Raw genomic sequence first — 13342 nt, forward strand, 5'->3', positions numbered from 1 at the left:
ATGGCCGCGTTCCTCCCCACCGGACGCCCGCTGATCGGGGTCACCGCCTCGGTGCACGGCAGCCGCATCGCCTGGTGGGCGAACAGGCTGGCCCTGCACCGCGCCGGGGCGCGGGCGGTGCGCATCACCGCGCTGGATCCCTTCCCCATCGACCGGCTGGACGGGCTGGTGGTGGGCGGCGGGGACGACATCGACGCTTCGCTCTACGGCGAGGCCGCCCGCCCGCACATCCGCATCGACCCCGAGCGCGACAAGCTGGAGCTGAACGCGCTGGACTGCGCGGCCAAGCTGACCCTGCCGGTGCTGGGCATCTGCCGCGGCTCGCAGATGATCAACGTGCACCGCGGCGGCTCCCTGCACATGGACATCCACGAGATCTACCTGGAGGCGCCGCGCCTGCGCACCGTGCTGCCGCGCAAGCGCATCCGCATCGAGCCGCACAGCCACCTCTACCGCATCCTGGGCATCGCCGAATGCCGGGTGAACGCGCTGCACCATCAGGCCGTGGACCGGCTGGGCGACGGCCTGCGCGTGGTGGCGCGGGAGAACGCGGGCGTCGTCCAGGGTATCGAGGCGGCGGCCCACCCCTTCCTGATCGGCGTCCAGTGGCACCCGGAATATCTGGTCGCCGACAACCGCCAGCAGGCCCTGTTCCGCACCCTGGTCGCCACCGCCGCCGGCGCCGAGACGCTGGAAGCCGCCACCGCCTGACACAAAAATCGGACACAAGAAAAACGGACGCGCCGGAGAACCGGCGCGCCCGCTGTCTTGCAGCCAAGCTGCGGTGGCGTCAGTGGCCGCCGGAAGCACCGCCGCCGGCACCACCGCCAGCGCCGCCACCCGCACCCCCGGCGCCGCCAGCACCGCCACTCGCGCCGGTGCCACCGGCACCGCCCGTGCCGCTGGAGCCCGAGCCGGCGCCGGCGCCGCCCGCGCCACCGGTAGCGCCCTGGTCAGGGCCGCAGTTCGCGGTGCCCGGCGGGCAATGCGTGCCGGTCGCGGTCTGGTTGTCGCGCGACGGGGTGCTGCTGGTGGTGCTGCCGAGACCCGACGGGGCGGTGGTCTGGCCCGACCAGCCCGAGGTGCCGGACATGCCCGACGAACCCGAGGTGCCCGGGCCGGTGGTGCTCATGCCGGTGGACGGGGCGGTCGTGGTGGCGGGAGCACTCGGGCGGACCGTCGTGGTGCCCGTGGTGCTGCCGGTCTGGGCCACGGCCGTGCCGGCCATCAGGGCGAGCGCCGAGACGGCGCCGATCATCAGGTTACGCATCCTCATCTCTCCATCTGGTGGTGGCGCCGTTCACGGAGGCGCCTTTTCCAACGGGGGATTTTCGCGAAGGCTCCGGTCCGCCGGCCTCATAACGCCGTGCGTCCCGTTGCGGGAGCCGCGCCCCCTTTCGCCAACCTCAACAGGCAATCCCCGACATCGTTGCGGCGCTCGCCCTTCCGGCGCCCCAGCCCGGATGCGGAACAGGGGGACGCCGAAGGGGTTACTCGATGCAGGGCAGACACGGATCGGAGCCGGGATGGACCATCACCGCGACACCGCAGAGCTTGCGACGCCGCGAACGATCCTGCGCGCGGGCACCACCTGCTGGCGGATCGAGCGCGCGGAGCGCGTCGCCGTTCTGGTGGACGGGGCGGCCTTCTTCGCGGCGGTGCGCGCCGCCATGCTGCGGGCGCGGCACTCGATCCTGGTGCTGGGCTGGGACATCGACCCGCGCATGCGCCTCGACCCCGACGCGCCGGAGACGCTGGGCCATTTCCTCGCCGGCCTGATCGCGCGGCGCCCGTCCCTGCGGGTCCACGCCCTGAAGTGGGACATGCCCTTCCCCATCTCGCTGGAGCATCCCCATGCCCCGCTGGTCGAGCTGAACCGCCGCACCGGGCGGCGGCTGACGCTGCGGCTGGACGGGGCGCTGCCGGTCGGGGCCGCCCAGCACCAGAAGGTGGTGGTGATCGACGATGCGCTGGCCTTCTGCGGCGGCATCGACCTGGCCGGCGACCGCTGGGACACGCCGGAGCACCGCGACGACGAGCCCCGCCGCCGCTGGCCGACGGGCGAACTCCACGCGCCGCGCCACGACCTGATGATGGCGGTGGACGGCGACGCCGCCCGCGCGCTGGGCGATCTGGCGCGCGAGCGCTGGCGCCACGCCACCGGGGAGGCCCCGCCCCCCGCCGCCCCTCCGGCGACCGGTGCTTCCGGGGGCGATCCCTGGCCGAAGGACATGGCACCCTTGCTGACCGGCGCCCAGGTCGGCATCGCCCGCACCATCCCCGACAGCCTCGCCGGCTCGGCGGTGCGCGAGAACGAGGCGCTGACCTTCGCCGCCATCGCCGGGGCGCGCCGCAGCATCTATCTGGAAAACCAGTATTTCGCCTCCTTCCGGGTCGCCCACGCGCTGGCCCGCCGGCTGGCCGAGCCCGACGGGCCGGAGGTCGTGGTGGTCGTGCCGATGGAAAGCCCGAGCTGGTTCGACCGCATGGCCATGGACACGCCGCGCGGCGTGGTGCTTCAGGAGCTTCGCGCCGCGGACCGGCACGGCCGGCTGCGCGCCATGACCCCGGTGACGGAGGGCGGGGCCGGCATCGTCGTGCATTCCAAGGTGATGGTGGTGGACGACCGTCTGCTGCGCGTCGGCTCGTCCAACCTGAACAACCGCTCCATGGGCTACGACACGGAATGCGACCTGGCGTTGGAGGCGCCCCCCGGCGACGAGTCCGCCGCCGCCGCGATCCGTGCCCTGCGCAACCGCCTGCTGGCCGAGCATATGGGGGTCGAGCCGTCGGACCTGTCCGCCGCGATCCGCGAGACCGGCAGCCTCGTCGCCGCCATGGACCGTCTGGGGAAACCGTCGGGCCGCCGTCTGGTGCCGCTGCCCGACACCGACCCCGGCCTGACCGAGCAGGCCTTCGCCGCCCTGCGCATCGCCGACCCGGACCGGCCGGAGGAGGCCTGGGCCGTGTGGAAGCGCCTGCCCCCGGCACCGCGTCCCCCGCGCTCCCTCACCCGCGCGGTGGGGGCGGCCCTGCTGACCGCCGGCGCGGTGGCGGGAGCCTACGCCGTGGCGCGAACGATGAACCGTCGATGAGCCCCCTGGAGTCCTCTGGCGTCCCCCGGCGTCACGCCCCGGCGGGCTTCGTCTTGTCCTTGAAGCCGCAGAGATCGCCGACGGGGCAGGCCAGGCAGTCGGGCTTGCGGGCCTTGCAGACATAGCGGCCGTGCAGGATCAGCCAGTGGTGCGCGTGCCGGCGGTAGGCCTTGGGCACCACCTTCAGAAGCTTCTGCTCCACCGCGTCGGGGGTCTTGCCGGGGGCGAGACCCGTGCGGTTGCCGACGCGGAAGATGTGGGTGTCGACCGCGATGGTCTCCTCCCCGAAAGCCACATTCAGCACCACGTTGGCCGTCTTGCGCCCGACGCCCGGCAGCGTCTCCAGCGCTTCGCGGTCGCGCGGCACCTCGCCGCCGTGGTCCTTCACCAGGATCTCCGACAGCTTGATGACGTTCTTGGCCTTGGTGTTGAACAGGCCGATGGTCTTGATGTAACCGCGCAGCCGTTCCTCCCCCAGCTCGATCATCTGCTGGGGCGTGGTGACGATCTGGAACAGCGGCCCCGTCGCCTTGTTGACACCGATGTCGGTGGCCTGCGCCGACAGCACGACGGCGACCAGCAGCGTGTAGGGGTTGACGTACTCCAGCTCGCTCTTCGGTTCCGGGTTGGCGGCGCTGAGGCGGCGGAAGAATTCTTGGACGGCGGCGGGCTTCATGGCGCGCAGAATAGCGGGACCTCGACCGGTCATGCAAACGCGCCGACGCCGCGGACCGCTGGACTCCGGACGGGAGGCTTATTAGCTTCGTCATATGACCACAGCCCGGCCCCCGTGCATCCTCTTCGACGCGATCCTGCACCCCCACCGCAGCCTGGGGCGGCACGGGTTCCGGGTGCTGATGGGCTCGGTGATCCTGGTCAACCTGCTGATCGCCGGCATCTTCGTCGCCAACGGCGCCTGGCCGGTGGTGCCCTTCTGCGGGCTGGACGTGCTGGTGCTGTGGCTGGCCTTCCGCGTCAACTATCGGGCCGCGCGGCTCTACGAGCGGGTGCGGCTGACCGACAGCGACCTGACCGTGCAGCGCGTCGCCTGGAAGCGGCCGGAGCGGCGCTGGACCTTCCAGCCCTATTGGCTGCGCGTCACCATGGACGACCCGCCCCGGCATGAGAGTCAGGTCACCCTGTCCTCGCACGGGCAGTCGGTGGTCGTCGGCTCCTTCCTGTCGCCGGACGAGCGGGCGGAGTTCGCCAAGGCCCTGAAGGACGCCCTGGCCGCGTGGCGCCACACCCCCTGCCCTCCGGAACCGGTCCACTAGGAAGACCGCAAGAAACGGGTTGGTCGGTCTCCGGCCTCGGCGCATCCTGGGCCGTCCATGGAGCCAGGGAGACCGTCGCCATGCCGTGCTTGAACCCCGTCGCCGATCCCCCCGTCGCCGATTCCATCGACGCGCAGCATTACCGCGTCCTCGGCACCGTCATCCGGCATCTGATCGAGAACTGGCAGGATCAGCCCACGCTGGAGGAGCTGGCCGAAGTAGCGGGGATGAGTCCCTTCCACTTCCAGCGCCTGTTCACCCGCTGGGCCGGCATCAGCCCGAAGCGCTTCGTGCAGTTCCTGACGCTGGACAACGCCAAGCGGCTGCTGGCCGAAAACCGCAGCGTGCTGGACGTGGCGCTGGACGTCGGGCTGTCGGGGCCGTCGCGGCTGCACGACCTGTTCGTCGCCTGCGAGGCCATGACCCCCGGCGAGTACAAGGCGCTGGGCGGCGGCCTGACCATCCGTTGGGGCCTGCACGAGACGCCCTTCGGCCCGTCGCTGGTCGCCACGACCGAGCGCGGCGTCTGCTGGCTGAGCTTCGCCGACCGGCCGGACGGGCGCGACGCGCTGGAGGAGCTGGCCGGCGCCTGGCCCGCCGCCCGGCTGGTCGAGGACGCCGACGCCACCCGCCCGGCGGCCGCCCGCGCCTTCCGCTGGCAGGGGGCCGCCCAGGAACCCATGCGCCTGCTGATGAAGGGCACCAACTTCCAGATCAAGGTGTGGGAGGCGCTGATGCGCATTCCCTCCGGCGTGGTCGTCTCCTACGAGGACGTGGCCCGCGCCATCGGCCAGCCGACCGCCATGCGCGCCGTGGGTGCGGCCATCGGACGCAACCCGATCTGCCTGCTGATCCCCTGCCACCGGGTGATCCAGAAGTCGGGGGTCATCCACAACTACCGCTACGGCGTCCCGCGCAAGCGCGCCCTGCTCGCCTGGGAACAGGCCCAGGGTGTGGAGGAGGATGAAGCGGTGGCTTGAGCGCGGTTCAGTACGGCCTTTGGAGGATAGCGCGCAGCGAGTCCGGGATGTCCGTCCAGCGCATGTCCTGGATGCGCCAGCCGGCGTCGGTCTTCACGAGGTCGTAGCGCACGGTCGCGGGACCGAGGCCGTTCACCCCCTCCGCGATCACCGTGGCGCTTGTGCGGCCGGTCGGCTCCGCCCGGACCTGGGGCGGCTTGGCAAGCTCCCAGTCCTGGCCGGCGACGAAGATGTCGAAGTCCAGCCGGCCCGTCTCGCCGAGCCGGGCGACCTCGCGACGGTCGGCGGTCAGCAGGGCGGCGGTGTCGGGCGTGAAGAGGCGCCGGCACAGTGCCGGATCGTGCAGGTCCAGCCCGCGCGCGCCCTTGCCGACATAGTGCCGGTAGAGGCCGGAGACGAACGCCTCCGGCGTCGGTTCGGCCGCCATCCCGGCCGGCAGTCCGCCCGGCAATCCGACGAAAATCGCCAGCGCCGCCGCCATCAGGAGGGACCGGCGGCGCATCACACGCCCAGCACGTCGCGCATGCTGTAGAGGCCCGGCTTCTTGTCGTTGGCCCAGAGGGCGGCGCGGACCGCGCCCTTGGCGTAGATCTGCCGGCCCGACGCCTTGTGGGTCAGCTCCACCCGCTCCCCGTCGCCGGCGAAGACGACCGTGTGGTCGCCGATCACGTCGCCGCCGCGCAGCGTGGCGAAGCCGATCTCGCCGCGCGGGCGCACGCCGGTGTGGCCGTCGCGGACCTTCTGCCAGACGTCCTCCAGCTTCACCCCGCGCCCCGCCGCCGCCGCACGGCCGAGGCCCAGCGCGGTGCCCGAGGGCGCGTCCACCTTGTTGCGGTGGTGCATTTCCAGAATGTCGATGTCGAAGTCGTCGCCCAGCGCGCGGCCGACCTGCTCGACCAGCGCCAGCAGCAGGTTGACGCCCAGCGACATGTTCGGCGACTGCACGATGGGCGTGTGGGTGGCCGCTTGGTTGATGGCCTCCTGCTGGGCCGGGCTGATGCCGGTGGCGCCGACGATCAGCACGGTTTCCGACTGGGCGGCCAGTGCGGCGTGGCGGACGGTGGCGTCGGGGGTAGTGAAGTCGATCACCGCGTCGGCCTCCGCGAACAGGGCCGCCGCGTCGTCGATGGCGGCCACGCCCAGCGCGTCGATTCCGGCCAGCGTGCCGAGATCCTTGCCGAGCGCCGGGTTGCCCACCCGCACCGTGCCGCCGGCCAGCGTGCAGCCCGGCGTGGCGGCGATCTCGCGCACCAGCATCTGCCCCATGCGCCCCGCGCACCCGACGACCCCGATCTTCATGCCTGCCTCCGTGGGAAACTTCCCGCACGGTCTAGCACGTCTCGCCGGTTGGGTTAAGTTGTCACCAACGTTGCGCGACGAGGCCCGGTCAACAGGGCAAAATCTTTCCATCGTCATCCCCGCGAAAGCGGGGATCCAGCCGATTCAAGCACTTATGTGCCGAGCTTTCTGGATCCCCGCCTTCGCGGGGATGACGGCCAGGAGAAAGCGCTTGCCCACTGGCCGAGATCTTCCGCCGGTTGAACCTAAGGATTCTTACGACAGGCAGCCCTTCAGCGACGCGGCGATGTTGCGCATCAGCGTGGGGTAGAGGTCCGGCCCGTCGGGCAGGTCGGCGCCTTCGGGGTCGAGCACGCCCTTCTTCGCCTTGGTGCCGTCAACGATGGTGTCGACCAGCGCCGGCTCGAACTGCGGTTCGGCGAAGACGCAGGCCGCCCCCAGGGAGGCGATCTTGGCGCGGATGTCGGACAGGCGCTTGGCGGAGGGGCGGCGTTCCGGGCTGACGGTGATGGCGCCGACGCCGTTCAGGCCGTAATGCGCCTCGAAATACTGGTAGGCGTCGTGGAAGACGACGAAGGGCTTGCCGGCGACCGGGGCGAGCGCGGCCTTCAGCTCCGCGTCCAGCGCGTCGATGCGCTGGGCGGTGCGCTCCGCGTTCGCCTTGTAGGTGGCCGCGTTAGCCGGGTCCTTGCCGGCCAGCGCGTCGGCCACGGCGGCGACCATGGCGCGGGCGTTGGCGGGGTCGAGCCAGATGTGGGTGTTCGCCTCCTCATGCCCACGCTCGTGCCGGGCGGAGGTGTGGTCGTGGCCGTGACCGTGGTCGTGGGCGTCCCAGGCGCCGCCCTCGCGGGCGTTCAGGAGAGTCACGCCGGGGGCGGTCAGCAGCTCCACCGTGCTGGCCTTGGCGGCGGTGGCCTCCAGCGGCTTGGCGAGGAAACCCTCCAGCTCCGGCCCGATCCAGAAGACGAGGTCGGCGTCGGCCAGCGCCTTGGCGTCCGACGGCTTCAGCGCGTAGCTGTGCGGCGAGGCGGCGCCCCGCACGATCAGCGCCGGTTCCCCCACCCCCTGCATCACCGACGCGACCAGCGAATGCACCGGCTTGATGGAGGCGACGACCTTCGGGGGGTCGGCCAGCGCGGGGCCGGAGGCGATCAGGGCAGCAAGCACGGCGGAGAGCGCGATGCGCATGGGTGGGTTCCTTTTGTCGGTCTGGACAGTCGGGCGTTTCGGGCGCATACGGGTGTTCGTCCGGATCAATGTCACGTTATAACATAACATGTCAATTCAGCTTGCCGGCTCACCACCACCCAAGGACGGCGCTCCCCTAGCGAAAGCCCCCCTGGTTGACGCAAAAGGGCTGACCGTGCGCCTGGGCGGGCGCGTCGTGCTCGACCGCGTGGACCTGGAGGTGCGGCCGGGCGAGATCGTCACGCTGATCGGCCGCAACGGCGCCGGCAAGACGACGCTGGTGCGCGCGGTGCTGGGTCTCGTCCGCACCTCCGCCGGGACGGTCGGCCGGCGGCCCGGGCTGCGCATCGGCTACATGCCCCAGCGGTTGACAGTTGACGCAACCCTGCCCTTGACGGTCCGCCGCTTCCTCGCCCTGTGGCGCCCCGTGACCCGGGAGCGGCTGGCGGCGGCGCTGGAGGACGCCGGAGTCGCCCATCTGGCCGACAGCCCGGTGCAGTCCGTCTCCGGCGGGGAGATGCAGCGCGTGCTGCTGGCCCGCGCCCTGCTGGGCGACCCGGACCTGCTGGTGCTGGACGAGCCCGACCAGGCCGTGGACGTGCACGGACAGGCCGAACTCTTCGCCCGCATCGAGACGTTGCGCCGGACGCGCGGCTGCGGCGTGCTGCTGGTCAGCCACGACCTGCACACGGTGATGGCGCGCACCGACCGGGTGCTGTGCCTGAACCGGCACGTCTGCTGCCAGGGCACGCCGGAGGATGTGCGGCGCCACCCCGAATACCATGCCCTGTTCGGCCGCCACGCCGACGCGCTGGCCGTCTATGTCCACCACCACGACCACGCGCACGCCGAAGACGGCAGCGTGATGCCCGGCCACGACGGGGACTGCTGCCATGGATGATTTCGTGCTTCGCGCCCTGGCCGCCGGCTGCGGCATCGCGCTGCTGGCCGGGCCGCTGGGGTCCTTCGTGGTGTGGCGGCGCATGGCCTATTTCGGCGACACGCTGTCCCATTCCGCCCTGCTGGGCGTCGCGCTGGGCTTCCTGCTGGGCGTCAACCCGCTGGTCGGCGTGGTCGGGGTCTGCGTGGCGCTGGCGCTGGCGCTGGTCGGGTTGCAGAGGCACCGGGCGCTGGCGTCGGACACGGTGCTGGGCATCCTGTCGCATTCGTCGCTGTCGCTGGGCCTCGTCGCCATTGCCTTTCTGGAGACGCTGCGGGTCGACCTGATCAGCTACCTGTTCGGCGACATCCTGTCCGTCACCACGGCGGATCTGGCCTGGATATACGCCGGCGGGGCGGTCGCGCTGGGCGGTCTGATCGCGCTGTGGCGCCCCCTGCTGGCCGTGACGGTGGACGAGGACCTGGCGCGGGTGGAGGGCATGCCGGTGGAGGCGCTGCGGCTGGCCTTCATGCTGCTGATCGCGCTGGTGATCGCGGCGGCGATGAAGATCGTCGGCATCCTGCTGATCACCTCCCTGCTGATCATCCCCGCCGCCGCGGCCCGCCGCTTCGCCCGCACGCCGGAGGTGATGGCGGTGCTTGCGTCAAGTTTCGGCATGGTCGCGGTTCTGGGCGGCCTGCTCGCCTCCCTGCGCTGGGACCTCCCCGGCGGCCCGAGCGTCGTGGTGGCCGCAGCCGCCCTGTTCCTGGCGAGTGCGGTCGTGCCGGCGAGGGGTTAGGGAGTGTCCGGGGCGGGTATCCAGCGTGTTTCCTCGCCATCCACCTCGGACGGGATGTCGATGATCGCCGGGTTCGGGTTGCGCCGCGCCCCGCGGACCTTCTGCCAGACGGCGTCCGCTTCACCCGGCGTGAGGATACCGGACCGCTCAAGCCCGACGAGAAAGGCGCGGGTGGACACCGCGTGAACCGGGCGCGGACCATAGAATTGCGGATCGGCCAAGCGCGCTTCTTCGAACACGATCATGTAGGGACCCTCGCCCACACGACCGAGCTTGATGGCGTTGAGCACCGACTCCTCCCCAAGGTCGCTTGGCGCGTTCATGCCGGCACGCCGCAGGCTTGCCGCCATATGGCCGACTTCGGTTTCCACGACTTCGAGATAGTCCGGCTTGCCGTCGAGCCAGCGGCGGACAAGGCGGGCGGCTTCGCTCTGCGTGTTCCAGGTGGCCTCGTAAACGACCTCGTCGGTGAGCACGACGGGGACGGACAGGCGGCCGAGCAGATCGAGGGCATCCCCCAAGGCGAGCGTGAACAGCGGGCCGGTGTCGGCGAGAAGGACCTTCACACGGGCCACGGTTCGGCCCCCATCAGCGCGGCGACGATGTGCGCTTCGACCTCGACAGCCTTCTTGTCCTCCTCCGTTTCCGACTTTTCGAGGACGAAGGCGACGATGGCGTCCGGATCGCGCGGGTCCCAGCCGTTCGCGCGGATCCAGTCACGGCGGGTCATGTGGCCCATGGCAGCGCTCCCACAAGCGTTCTTGTGAGCGCTTACTATAACCGACAACTGCGAATTTTCGTAGTTGGGCGCACATCCCTCCCCGTTGCCATCGCTGGTACGACCACCTAAAGTCGCTCTCTCAAGGAAGAACGAATCCCAGCAAGAACGGGACATCATGGCCGAAAAGCGCCCCTCGCCCCCGGAAACATCGCCCCCGGAAGCTTCACGCCGGGTCGGGCTGTTCGTCACCTGCCTCGTCGACATCTACCGCCCGACGGTCGGCTTTGCCGCCGTGAAGCTGCTGGAGGATGCCGGCTGCACGGTGGAGGTGCCATCGGCACAGACCTGCTGCGGGCAGCCCGCCTTCAATTCCGGCGACCGGAAGACGGCGCAGGACCTCGCCCGCAACACCATCGCGGCGTTCGAGGGGTTCGACTACGTCGTCGTGCCGTCCGGCTCCTGCGGCGGGCAGATCAAGAAGCACTATCCGGAGCTGCTGGCCGACGACCCGGCCTGGGCGGCGCGGGCGCATTACCTGTCGGCGCGGACCTTCGAGCTGGTCTCCTTCCTGACCGACGTGCTGGGGTTGACCGGCGTGGAGGCGCGCTACGACGGGGTGGTCACCTACCACGACAGCTGTTCGGGCCTGCGCGAGCTGGGCATCAAGGAGCAGCCCCGCCACCTGCTGAACAGCGTGGACGGCCTGACGATCAACGAACTGCCGGGGGCGGAAGTCTGCTGCGGCTTCGGCGGGACCTTTTGCGTCAAGTACCCGGACATCTCCAACCGCATGGTCGAGGCGAAGACCGCCGACATCGCGGCGACCGGGGCGGACACGCTGCTGGCCGGCGACATGGGCTGCCTGCTGAACATGGCCGGCAAGCTGAAGCGCGAGGGCTCCGCCATCCGCGTGCGTCATGTGGCGGAGGTGCTGGCCGGCGTCACCGACGCTCCCCCCATCGGCGAACCCATCGGCGAAAGGGCGTGAGACCATGCACCCGACCACCCACGCCTTCCCCGAGAACGCCCGCAAGGCGCTGAGCGACGAGCGGCTTCAGAAGGTCCTCGCCATCGCGCCGGCCGGTTTCGTCAACCGCCGCCGCCAAGCCGCCGACCGCCTGCCAGAGTTCGAGGCGTTGCGCGACCAGGGCCGCGACCTGAAGAACCACGTCCTCGCCAACCTCGACACCTATCTGGAGGCCTTCGAGGCCAAGGTGACCGAGCAGGGCGGCCATGTGCACTGGTGCCGCACCGACCAGGAGGCGCGCGACGCCATCCTGGGCATATGCCGCAAGGTTGACGCAAAGACCGTCACCAAGGGCAAGTCGATGATCTCCGAGGAGATCGGCATCAACGACTATCTGGAGGCCAACGGCCTGACGCCGATCGAGACGGATCTGGGCGAATACATCATCCAGCTTCGCCGCGAACCGCCCAGCCACATCATCGCCCCGGCCTTCCACCTGTCCAAGCAGGATGTGGAGGGCACCTTCCGCGAGGCCCACACGGATCTGCCGCCGGAACGCGTGCTGGACGATCCCAAGGTGCTGATCGCCGAGGCCCGGCAGGTGCTGCGCCGCAAGTTCCAGCAGGCGGACGTCGGCATCACCGGCGCCAACCTGATGATCGCGGAGACGGGCTCCACCGTCATCGTGACCAACGAGGGGAACGGCGACTTGACGCAAATCCTGCCGCGCGTCCACGTCGTGATCGCCACCATCGACAAGGTGGTGCCGACGCTGGAGGACGCGGCGCTGGTGCTGCGCCTGCTGGCGCGCTCCGCGACGGGGCAGGAGGCGTCGGCCTACACCACCGTCTCCACCGGCCCGCGCCGCCCCGGCGACCTGGACGGGCCGGAGGAGTTCCACGTCGTCCTGCTCGACAACGGGCGGTCGGCGCTGCTGGGAACGGAGTTCCAGGACGTGCTGCGCTGCATCCGCTGCGGCGCCTGCATGAACCATTGCCCGGTCTTCGGCGCGGTCGGCGGGCACGCCTACGGCTGGGTCTATCCGGGGCCGATCGGGTCGGTGATGCAGCCGGCCCTGCTGGGCATCGAGGAGGCCGGGCACCTGCCCAACGCCTCCACCTTCTGCGGGCGGTGCGAGGCGGTCTGCCCCATGCGCATCCCCCTGCCCAAGATGATGCGCCATTGGCGGGAGAAGGAGTTCGAACGCGGTCTCCAGCCGGCCAGTATGCGCAAGGGGCTGGCCTTCTGGGGCTGGTTCGCGCGGCGTCCGGCGCTGTACCACGCGGCGACGCGCATGGCCGTGCGGGCGCTGGGCGCGCTCGGCCGCGGCAAGGGGCGCTTCGCCACGCTGCCGCTGGCGCAGGGCTGGACCCAATACCGCGACATGCCGGCGCCGGAGGGCAAGACCTTCCAGCAGCTCTGGGCCGAGACGAAAGGGAAGCGCTGACCATGGCCGACACTTCCTCCGCCCGCGCCCAGATCCTGGGCGGCATCCGCAAGGCGCTGAACTCGGCGGACGGCGCCGACGAGGCGCGCCGGCGCTTGGCCGTCCACCCGCGCAACCTCGTCCCGGCCCGCGCCCAGATCCCGCCGGACCAACAAGTGGACCTGTTCGTCGCCATGGCGACGGAGGTCGCGGCGACGGTGGAACGGCTGCCGTCGCTGGGCGACGTGCCGCGCGCCGTGGCCGAGTATCTGGCCGGGCTGAACCTGCCTGCCGAGGTGCGCGTCGCCCCCGACGCAGCTCTCGACGCCGTGCCCTGGGACGAGCGCCCGACCCTGACCGTCACCAAGGGGCGCGCCCGCGACAGCGACGGCGCGTCGGTCACCGGCGCCTTCGCAGCCGTGGCAGAGACCGGCACGCTGATGCTCCTTTCGGGAGCGGAACGACCGACGACGCTGAACTTCCTGCCCGACACGCACATCGTCGTGCTGAAGCGCGGACAGGTGGTCGGCACGATGGAGGACGCCTGGGACCGGCTGCGCGCCGCCGGCGCCATGCCCCGCACGGTGAATTTCATTACGGGTCCGTCACGAACCGGCGACATCGAGATGAAGATCGAGCTGGGCGCCCACGGCCCCCGCCGGCTGCACATTCTGCTGGTGGAGGATTGACACGGCGGAATGTTCAAGGGCTTA

At 70.8% G+C, this 13342-nt stretch carries 16 protein-coding genes; 9 read left to right on the forward strand and 7 right to left on the reverse strand.

Annotated features, from left to right (window positions below):
* Complete coding sequence (locus ACSVC7_RS15215; protein ID WP_448205245.1) at positions 1–711, forward strand: gamma-glutamyl-gamma-aminobutyrate hydrolase family protein; 711 nt, start codon at positions 1–3, stop codon at positions 709–711.
* A 79-nt stretch (positions 712–790) separates the two neighbouring features.
* Here the strand turns inward: ACSVC7_RS15215 and ACSVC7_RS15220 are convergent, their stop codons facing one another.
* Positions 791–1270 (reverse strand): hypothetical protein, encoded by a 480-nt coding sequence (locus ACSVC7_RS15220; protein WP_448205244.1) that lies wholly within the window; start codon positions 1268–1270, stop codon positions 791–793.
* A gap of 256 nt (positions 1271–1526) precedes the next feature.
* On the opposite strand from ACSVC7_RS15220, the gene ACSVC7_RS15225 reads away from it, so the two are divergent.
* On the forward strand, positions 1527–3095 hold the full coding sequence (locus ACSVC7_RS15225) for a phospholipase D-like domain-containing protein (RefSeq protein WP_448205243.1): 1569 nt from the start codon (positions 1527–1529) through the stop codon (positions 3093–3095).
* Positions 3096–3126: 31 nt separating this feature from the next.
* Here ACSVC7_RS15225 and nth read toward each other — a convergent pair whose 3' ends face one another.
* The gene (nth, locus tag ACSVC7_RS15230) at positions 3127–3771 is read right to left on the reverse strand and encodes an endonuclease III (protein WP_448205297.1); all 645 of its coding nucleotides are present in this window, start codon (positions 3769–3771) and stop codon (positions 3127–3129) included.
* A gap of 94 nt (positions 3772–3865) precedes the next feature.
* Between nth and ACSVC7_RS15235 the strand changes: the two genes are divergently transcribed.
* Complete coding sequence (locus tag ACSVC7_RS15235; RefSeq protein ID WP_448205242.1) at positions 3866–4369, forward strand: DUF2244 domain-containing protein; 504 nt, start codon at positions 3866–3868, stop codon at positions 4367–4369.
* An 80-nt stretch (positions 4370–4449) separates the two neighbouring features.
* Positions 4450–5349, forward strand: coding sequence for a methylated-DNA--[protein]-cysteine S-methyltransferase (locus ACSVC7_RS15240; protein ID WP_448205241.1), 900 nt, complete (start codon positions 4450–4452; stop codon positions 5347–5349).
* Positions 5350–5356: 7 nt separating this feature from the next.
* Here ACSVC7_RS15240 and ACSVC7_RS15245 read toward each other — a convergent pair whose 3' ends face one another.
* The 3 genes from ACSVC7_RS15245 to ACSVC7_RS15255 all read right to left on the reverse strand — a co-directional run bounded on the left by ACSVC7_RS15245 (position 5357) and on the right by ACSVC7_RS15255 (position 7836).
* Positions 5357–5851 carry a YqhG/Tai3 family protein gene (locus ACSVC7_RS15245; protein ID WP_448205240.1) on the reverse strand — a complete coding sequence of 165 codons (495 nt, stop codon included), beginning with the start codon at positions 5849–5851 and terminating at the stop codon, positions 5357–5359.
* The gene (gene dapB / locus ACSVC7_RS15250) at positions 5851–6648 is read right to left on the reverse strand and encodes a 4-hydroxy-tetrahydrodipicolinate reductase (RefSeq protein ID WP_448205239.1); all 798 of its coding nucleotides are present in this window, start codon (positions 6646–6648) and stop codon (positions 5851–5853) included. The genes ACSVC7_RS15245 and dapB overlap by 1 nt, the downstream gene beginning before the upstream one ends.
* A 255-nt stretch (positions 6649–6903) precedes the next feature.
* Positions 6904–7836 carry a zinc ABC transporter substrate-binding protein gene (locus tag ACSVC7_RS15255; RefSeq protein WP_448205238.1) on the reverse strand — a complete coding sequence of 311 codons (933 nt, stop codon included), beginning with the start codon at positions 7834–7836 and terminating at the stop codon, positions 6904–6906.
* Positions 7837–7924: 88 nt separating this feature from the next.
* On the opposite strand from ACSVC7_RS15255, the gene znuC reads away from it, so the two are divergent.
* The gene (znuC, locus tag ACSVC7_RS15260) at positions 7925–8737 is read left to right on the forward strand and encodes a zinc ABC transporter ATP-binding protein ZnuC (RefSeq protein ID WP_448205237.1); all 813 of its coding nucleotides are present in this window, start codon (positions 7925–7927) and stop codon (positions 8735–8737) included.
* On the forward strand, positions 8730–9515 hold the full coding sequence (gene znuB / locus ACSVC7_RS15265; protein WP_448205236.1) for a zinc ABC transporter permease subunit ZnuB: 786 nt from the start codon (positions 8730–8732) through the stop codon (positions 9513–9515). Before znuC ends, znuB begins: the two co-directional genes overlap by 8 nt.
* On the opposite strand, the gene ACSVC7_RS15270 is transcribed toward znuB, so the two are convergent.
* Together ACSVC7_RS15270 and ACSVC7_RS15275 are read right to left on the reverse strand one after the other, a co-directional pair.
* The gene (locus tag ACSVC7_RS15270; RefSeq protein ID WP_448205235.1) at positions 9512–10090 is read right to left on the reverse strand and encodes a hypothetical protein; all 579 of its coding nucleotides are present in this window, start codon (positions 10088–10090) and stop codon (positions 9512–9514) included. The genes znuB and ACSVC7_RS15270 overlap by 4 nt on opposite strands.
* Complete coding sequence (locus ACSVC7_RS15275) at positions 10078–10254, reverse strand: hypothetical protein (RefSeq protein WP_448205234.1); 177 nt, start codon at positions 10252–10254, stop codon at positions 10078–10080. Before ACSVC7_RS15275 ends, ACSVC7_RS15270 begins: the two co-directional genes overlap by 13 nt.
* 157 nt (positions 10255–10411) lie before the next feature.
* Here ACSVC7_RS15275 and ACSVC7_RS15280 point away from each other — a divergent pair, with 157 nt between their 5' ends.
* The 3 genes from ACSVC7_RS15280 to ACSVC7_RS15290 are packed head-to-tail and all read left to right on the forward strand — an operon-like array spanning position 10412 to position 13318.
* The gene (locus ACSVC7_RS15280) at positions 10412–11224 is read left to right on the forward strand and encodes a (Fe-S)-binding protein (protein WP_448205233.1); all 813 of its coding nucleotides are present in this window, start codon (positions 10412–10414) and stop codon (positions 11222–11224) included.
* A 4-nt stretch (positions 11225–11228) separates the two neighbouring features.
* The gene (locus ACSVC7_RS15285; RefSeq protein ID WP_448205232.1) at positions 11229–12650 is read left to right on the forward strand and encodes a LutB/LldF family L-lactate oxidation iron-sulfur protein; all 1422 of its coding nucleotides are present in this window, start codon (positions 11229–11231) and stop codon (positions 12648–12650) included.
* A 2-nt stretch (positions 12651–12652) separates the two neighbouring features.
* The gene (locus tag ACSVC7_RS15290) at positions 12653–13318 is read left to right on the forward strand and encodes a LutC/YkgG family protein (RefSeq protein ID WP_448205231.1); all 666 of its coding nucleotides are present in this window, start codon (positions 12653–12655) and stop codon (positions 13316–13318) included.
* Positions 13319–13342: the final 24 nt, after the last annotated feature.

The sequence above is a fragment of the Azospirillum mesophilum genome (genome assembly GCF_053470405.2).

Coding starts and splice junctions, on each gene's coding strand:
- ACSVC7_RS15240 (WP_448205241.1), top strand. CDS start 4,450: ATGCCGTGCTTGAACCCCGTCGCCGATCCCCCCGTCGCCGATTCCATC.
- znuB (WP_448205236.1), top strand. CDS start 8,730: ATGGATGATTTCGTGCTTCGCGCCCTGGCCGCCGGCTGCGGCATCGCG.
- znuC (WP_448205237.1), top strand. CDS start 7,925: ATGTCAATTCAGCTTGCCGGCTCACCACCACCCAAGGACGGCGCTCCC.
- ACSVC7_RS15215 (WP_448205245.1), top strand. CDS start 1: ATGGCCGCGTTCCTCCCCACCGGACGCCCGCTGATCGGGGTCACCGCC.
- ACSVC7_RS15220 (WP_448205244.1), bottom strand. CDS start 1,270: ATGCGTAACCTGATGATCGGCGCCGTCTCGGCGCTCGCCCTGATGGCC.
- ACSVC7_RS15245 (WP_448205240.1), bottom strand. CDS start 5,851: ATGCGCCGCCGGTCCCTCCTGATGGCGGCGGCGCTGGCGATTTTCGTC.
- dapB (WP_448205239.1), bottom strand. CDS start 6,648: ATGAAGATCGGGGTCGTCGGGTGCGCGGGGCGCATGGGGCAGATGCTG.
- ACSVC7_RS15290 (WP_448205231.1), top strand. CDS start 12,653: ATGGCCGACACTTCCTCCGCCCGCGCCCAGATCCTGGGCGGCATCCGC.
- ACSVC7_RS15280 (WP_448205233.1), top strand. CDS start 10,412: ATGGCCGAAAAGCGCCCCTCGCCCCCGGAAACATCGCCCCCGGAAGCT.
- ACSVC7_RS15235 (WP_448205242.1), top strand. CDS start 3,866: ATGACCACAGCCCGGCCCCCGTGCATCCTCTTCGACGCGATCCTGCAC.
- ACSVC7_RS15225 (WP_448205243.1), top strand. CDS start 1,527: ATGGACCATCACCGCGACACCGCAGAGCTTGCGACGCCGCGAACGATC.
- ACSVC7_RS15275 (WP_448205234.1), bottom strand. CDS start 10,254: ATGGGCCACATGACCCGCCGTGACTGGATCCGCGCGAACGGCTGGGAC.
- ACSVC7_RS15255 (WP_448205238.1), bottom strand. CDS start 7,836: ATGCGCATCGCGCTCTCCGCCGTGCTTGCTGCCCTGATCGCCTCCGGC.
- nth (WP_448205297.1), bottom strand. CDS start 3,771: ATGAAGCCCGCCGCCGTCCAAGAATTCTTCCGCCGCCTCAGCGCCGCC.
- ACSVC7_RS15285 (WP_448205232.1), top strand. CDS start 11,229: ATGCACCCGACCACCCACGCCTTCCCCGAGAACGCCCGCAAGGCGCTG.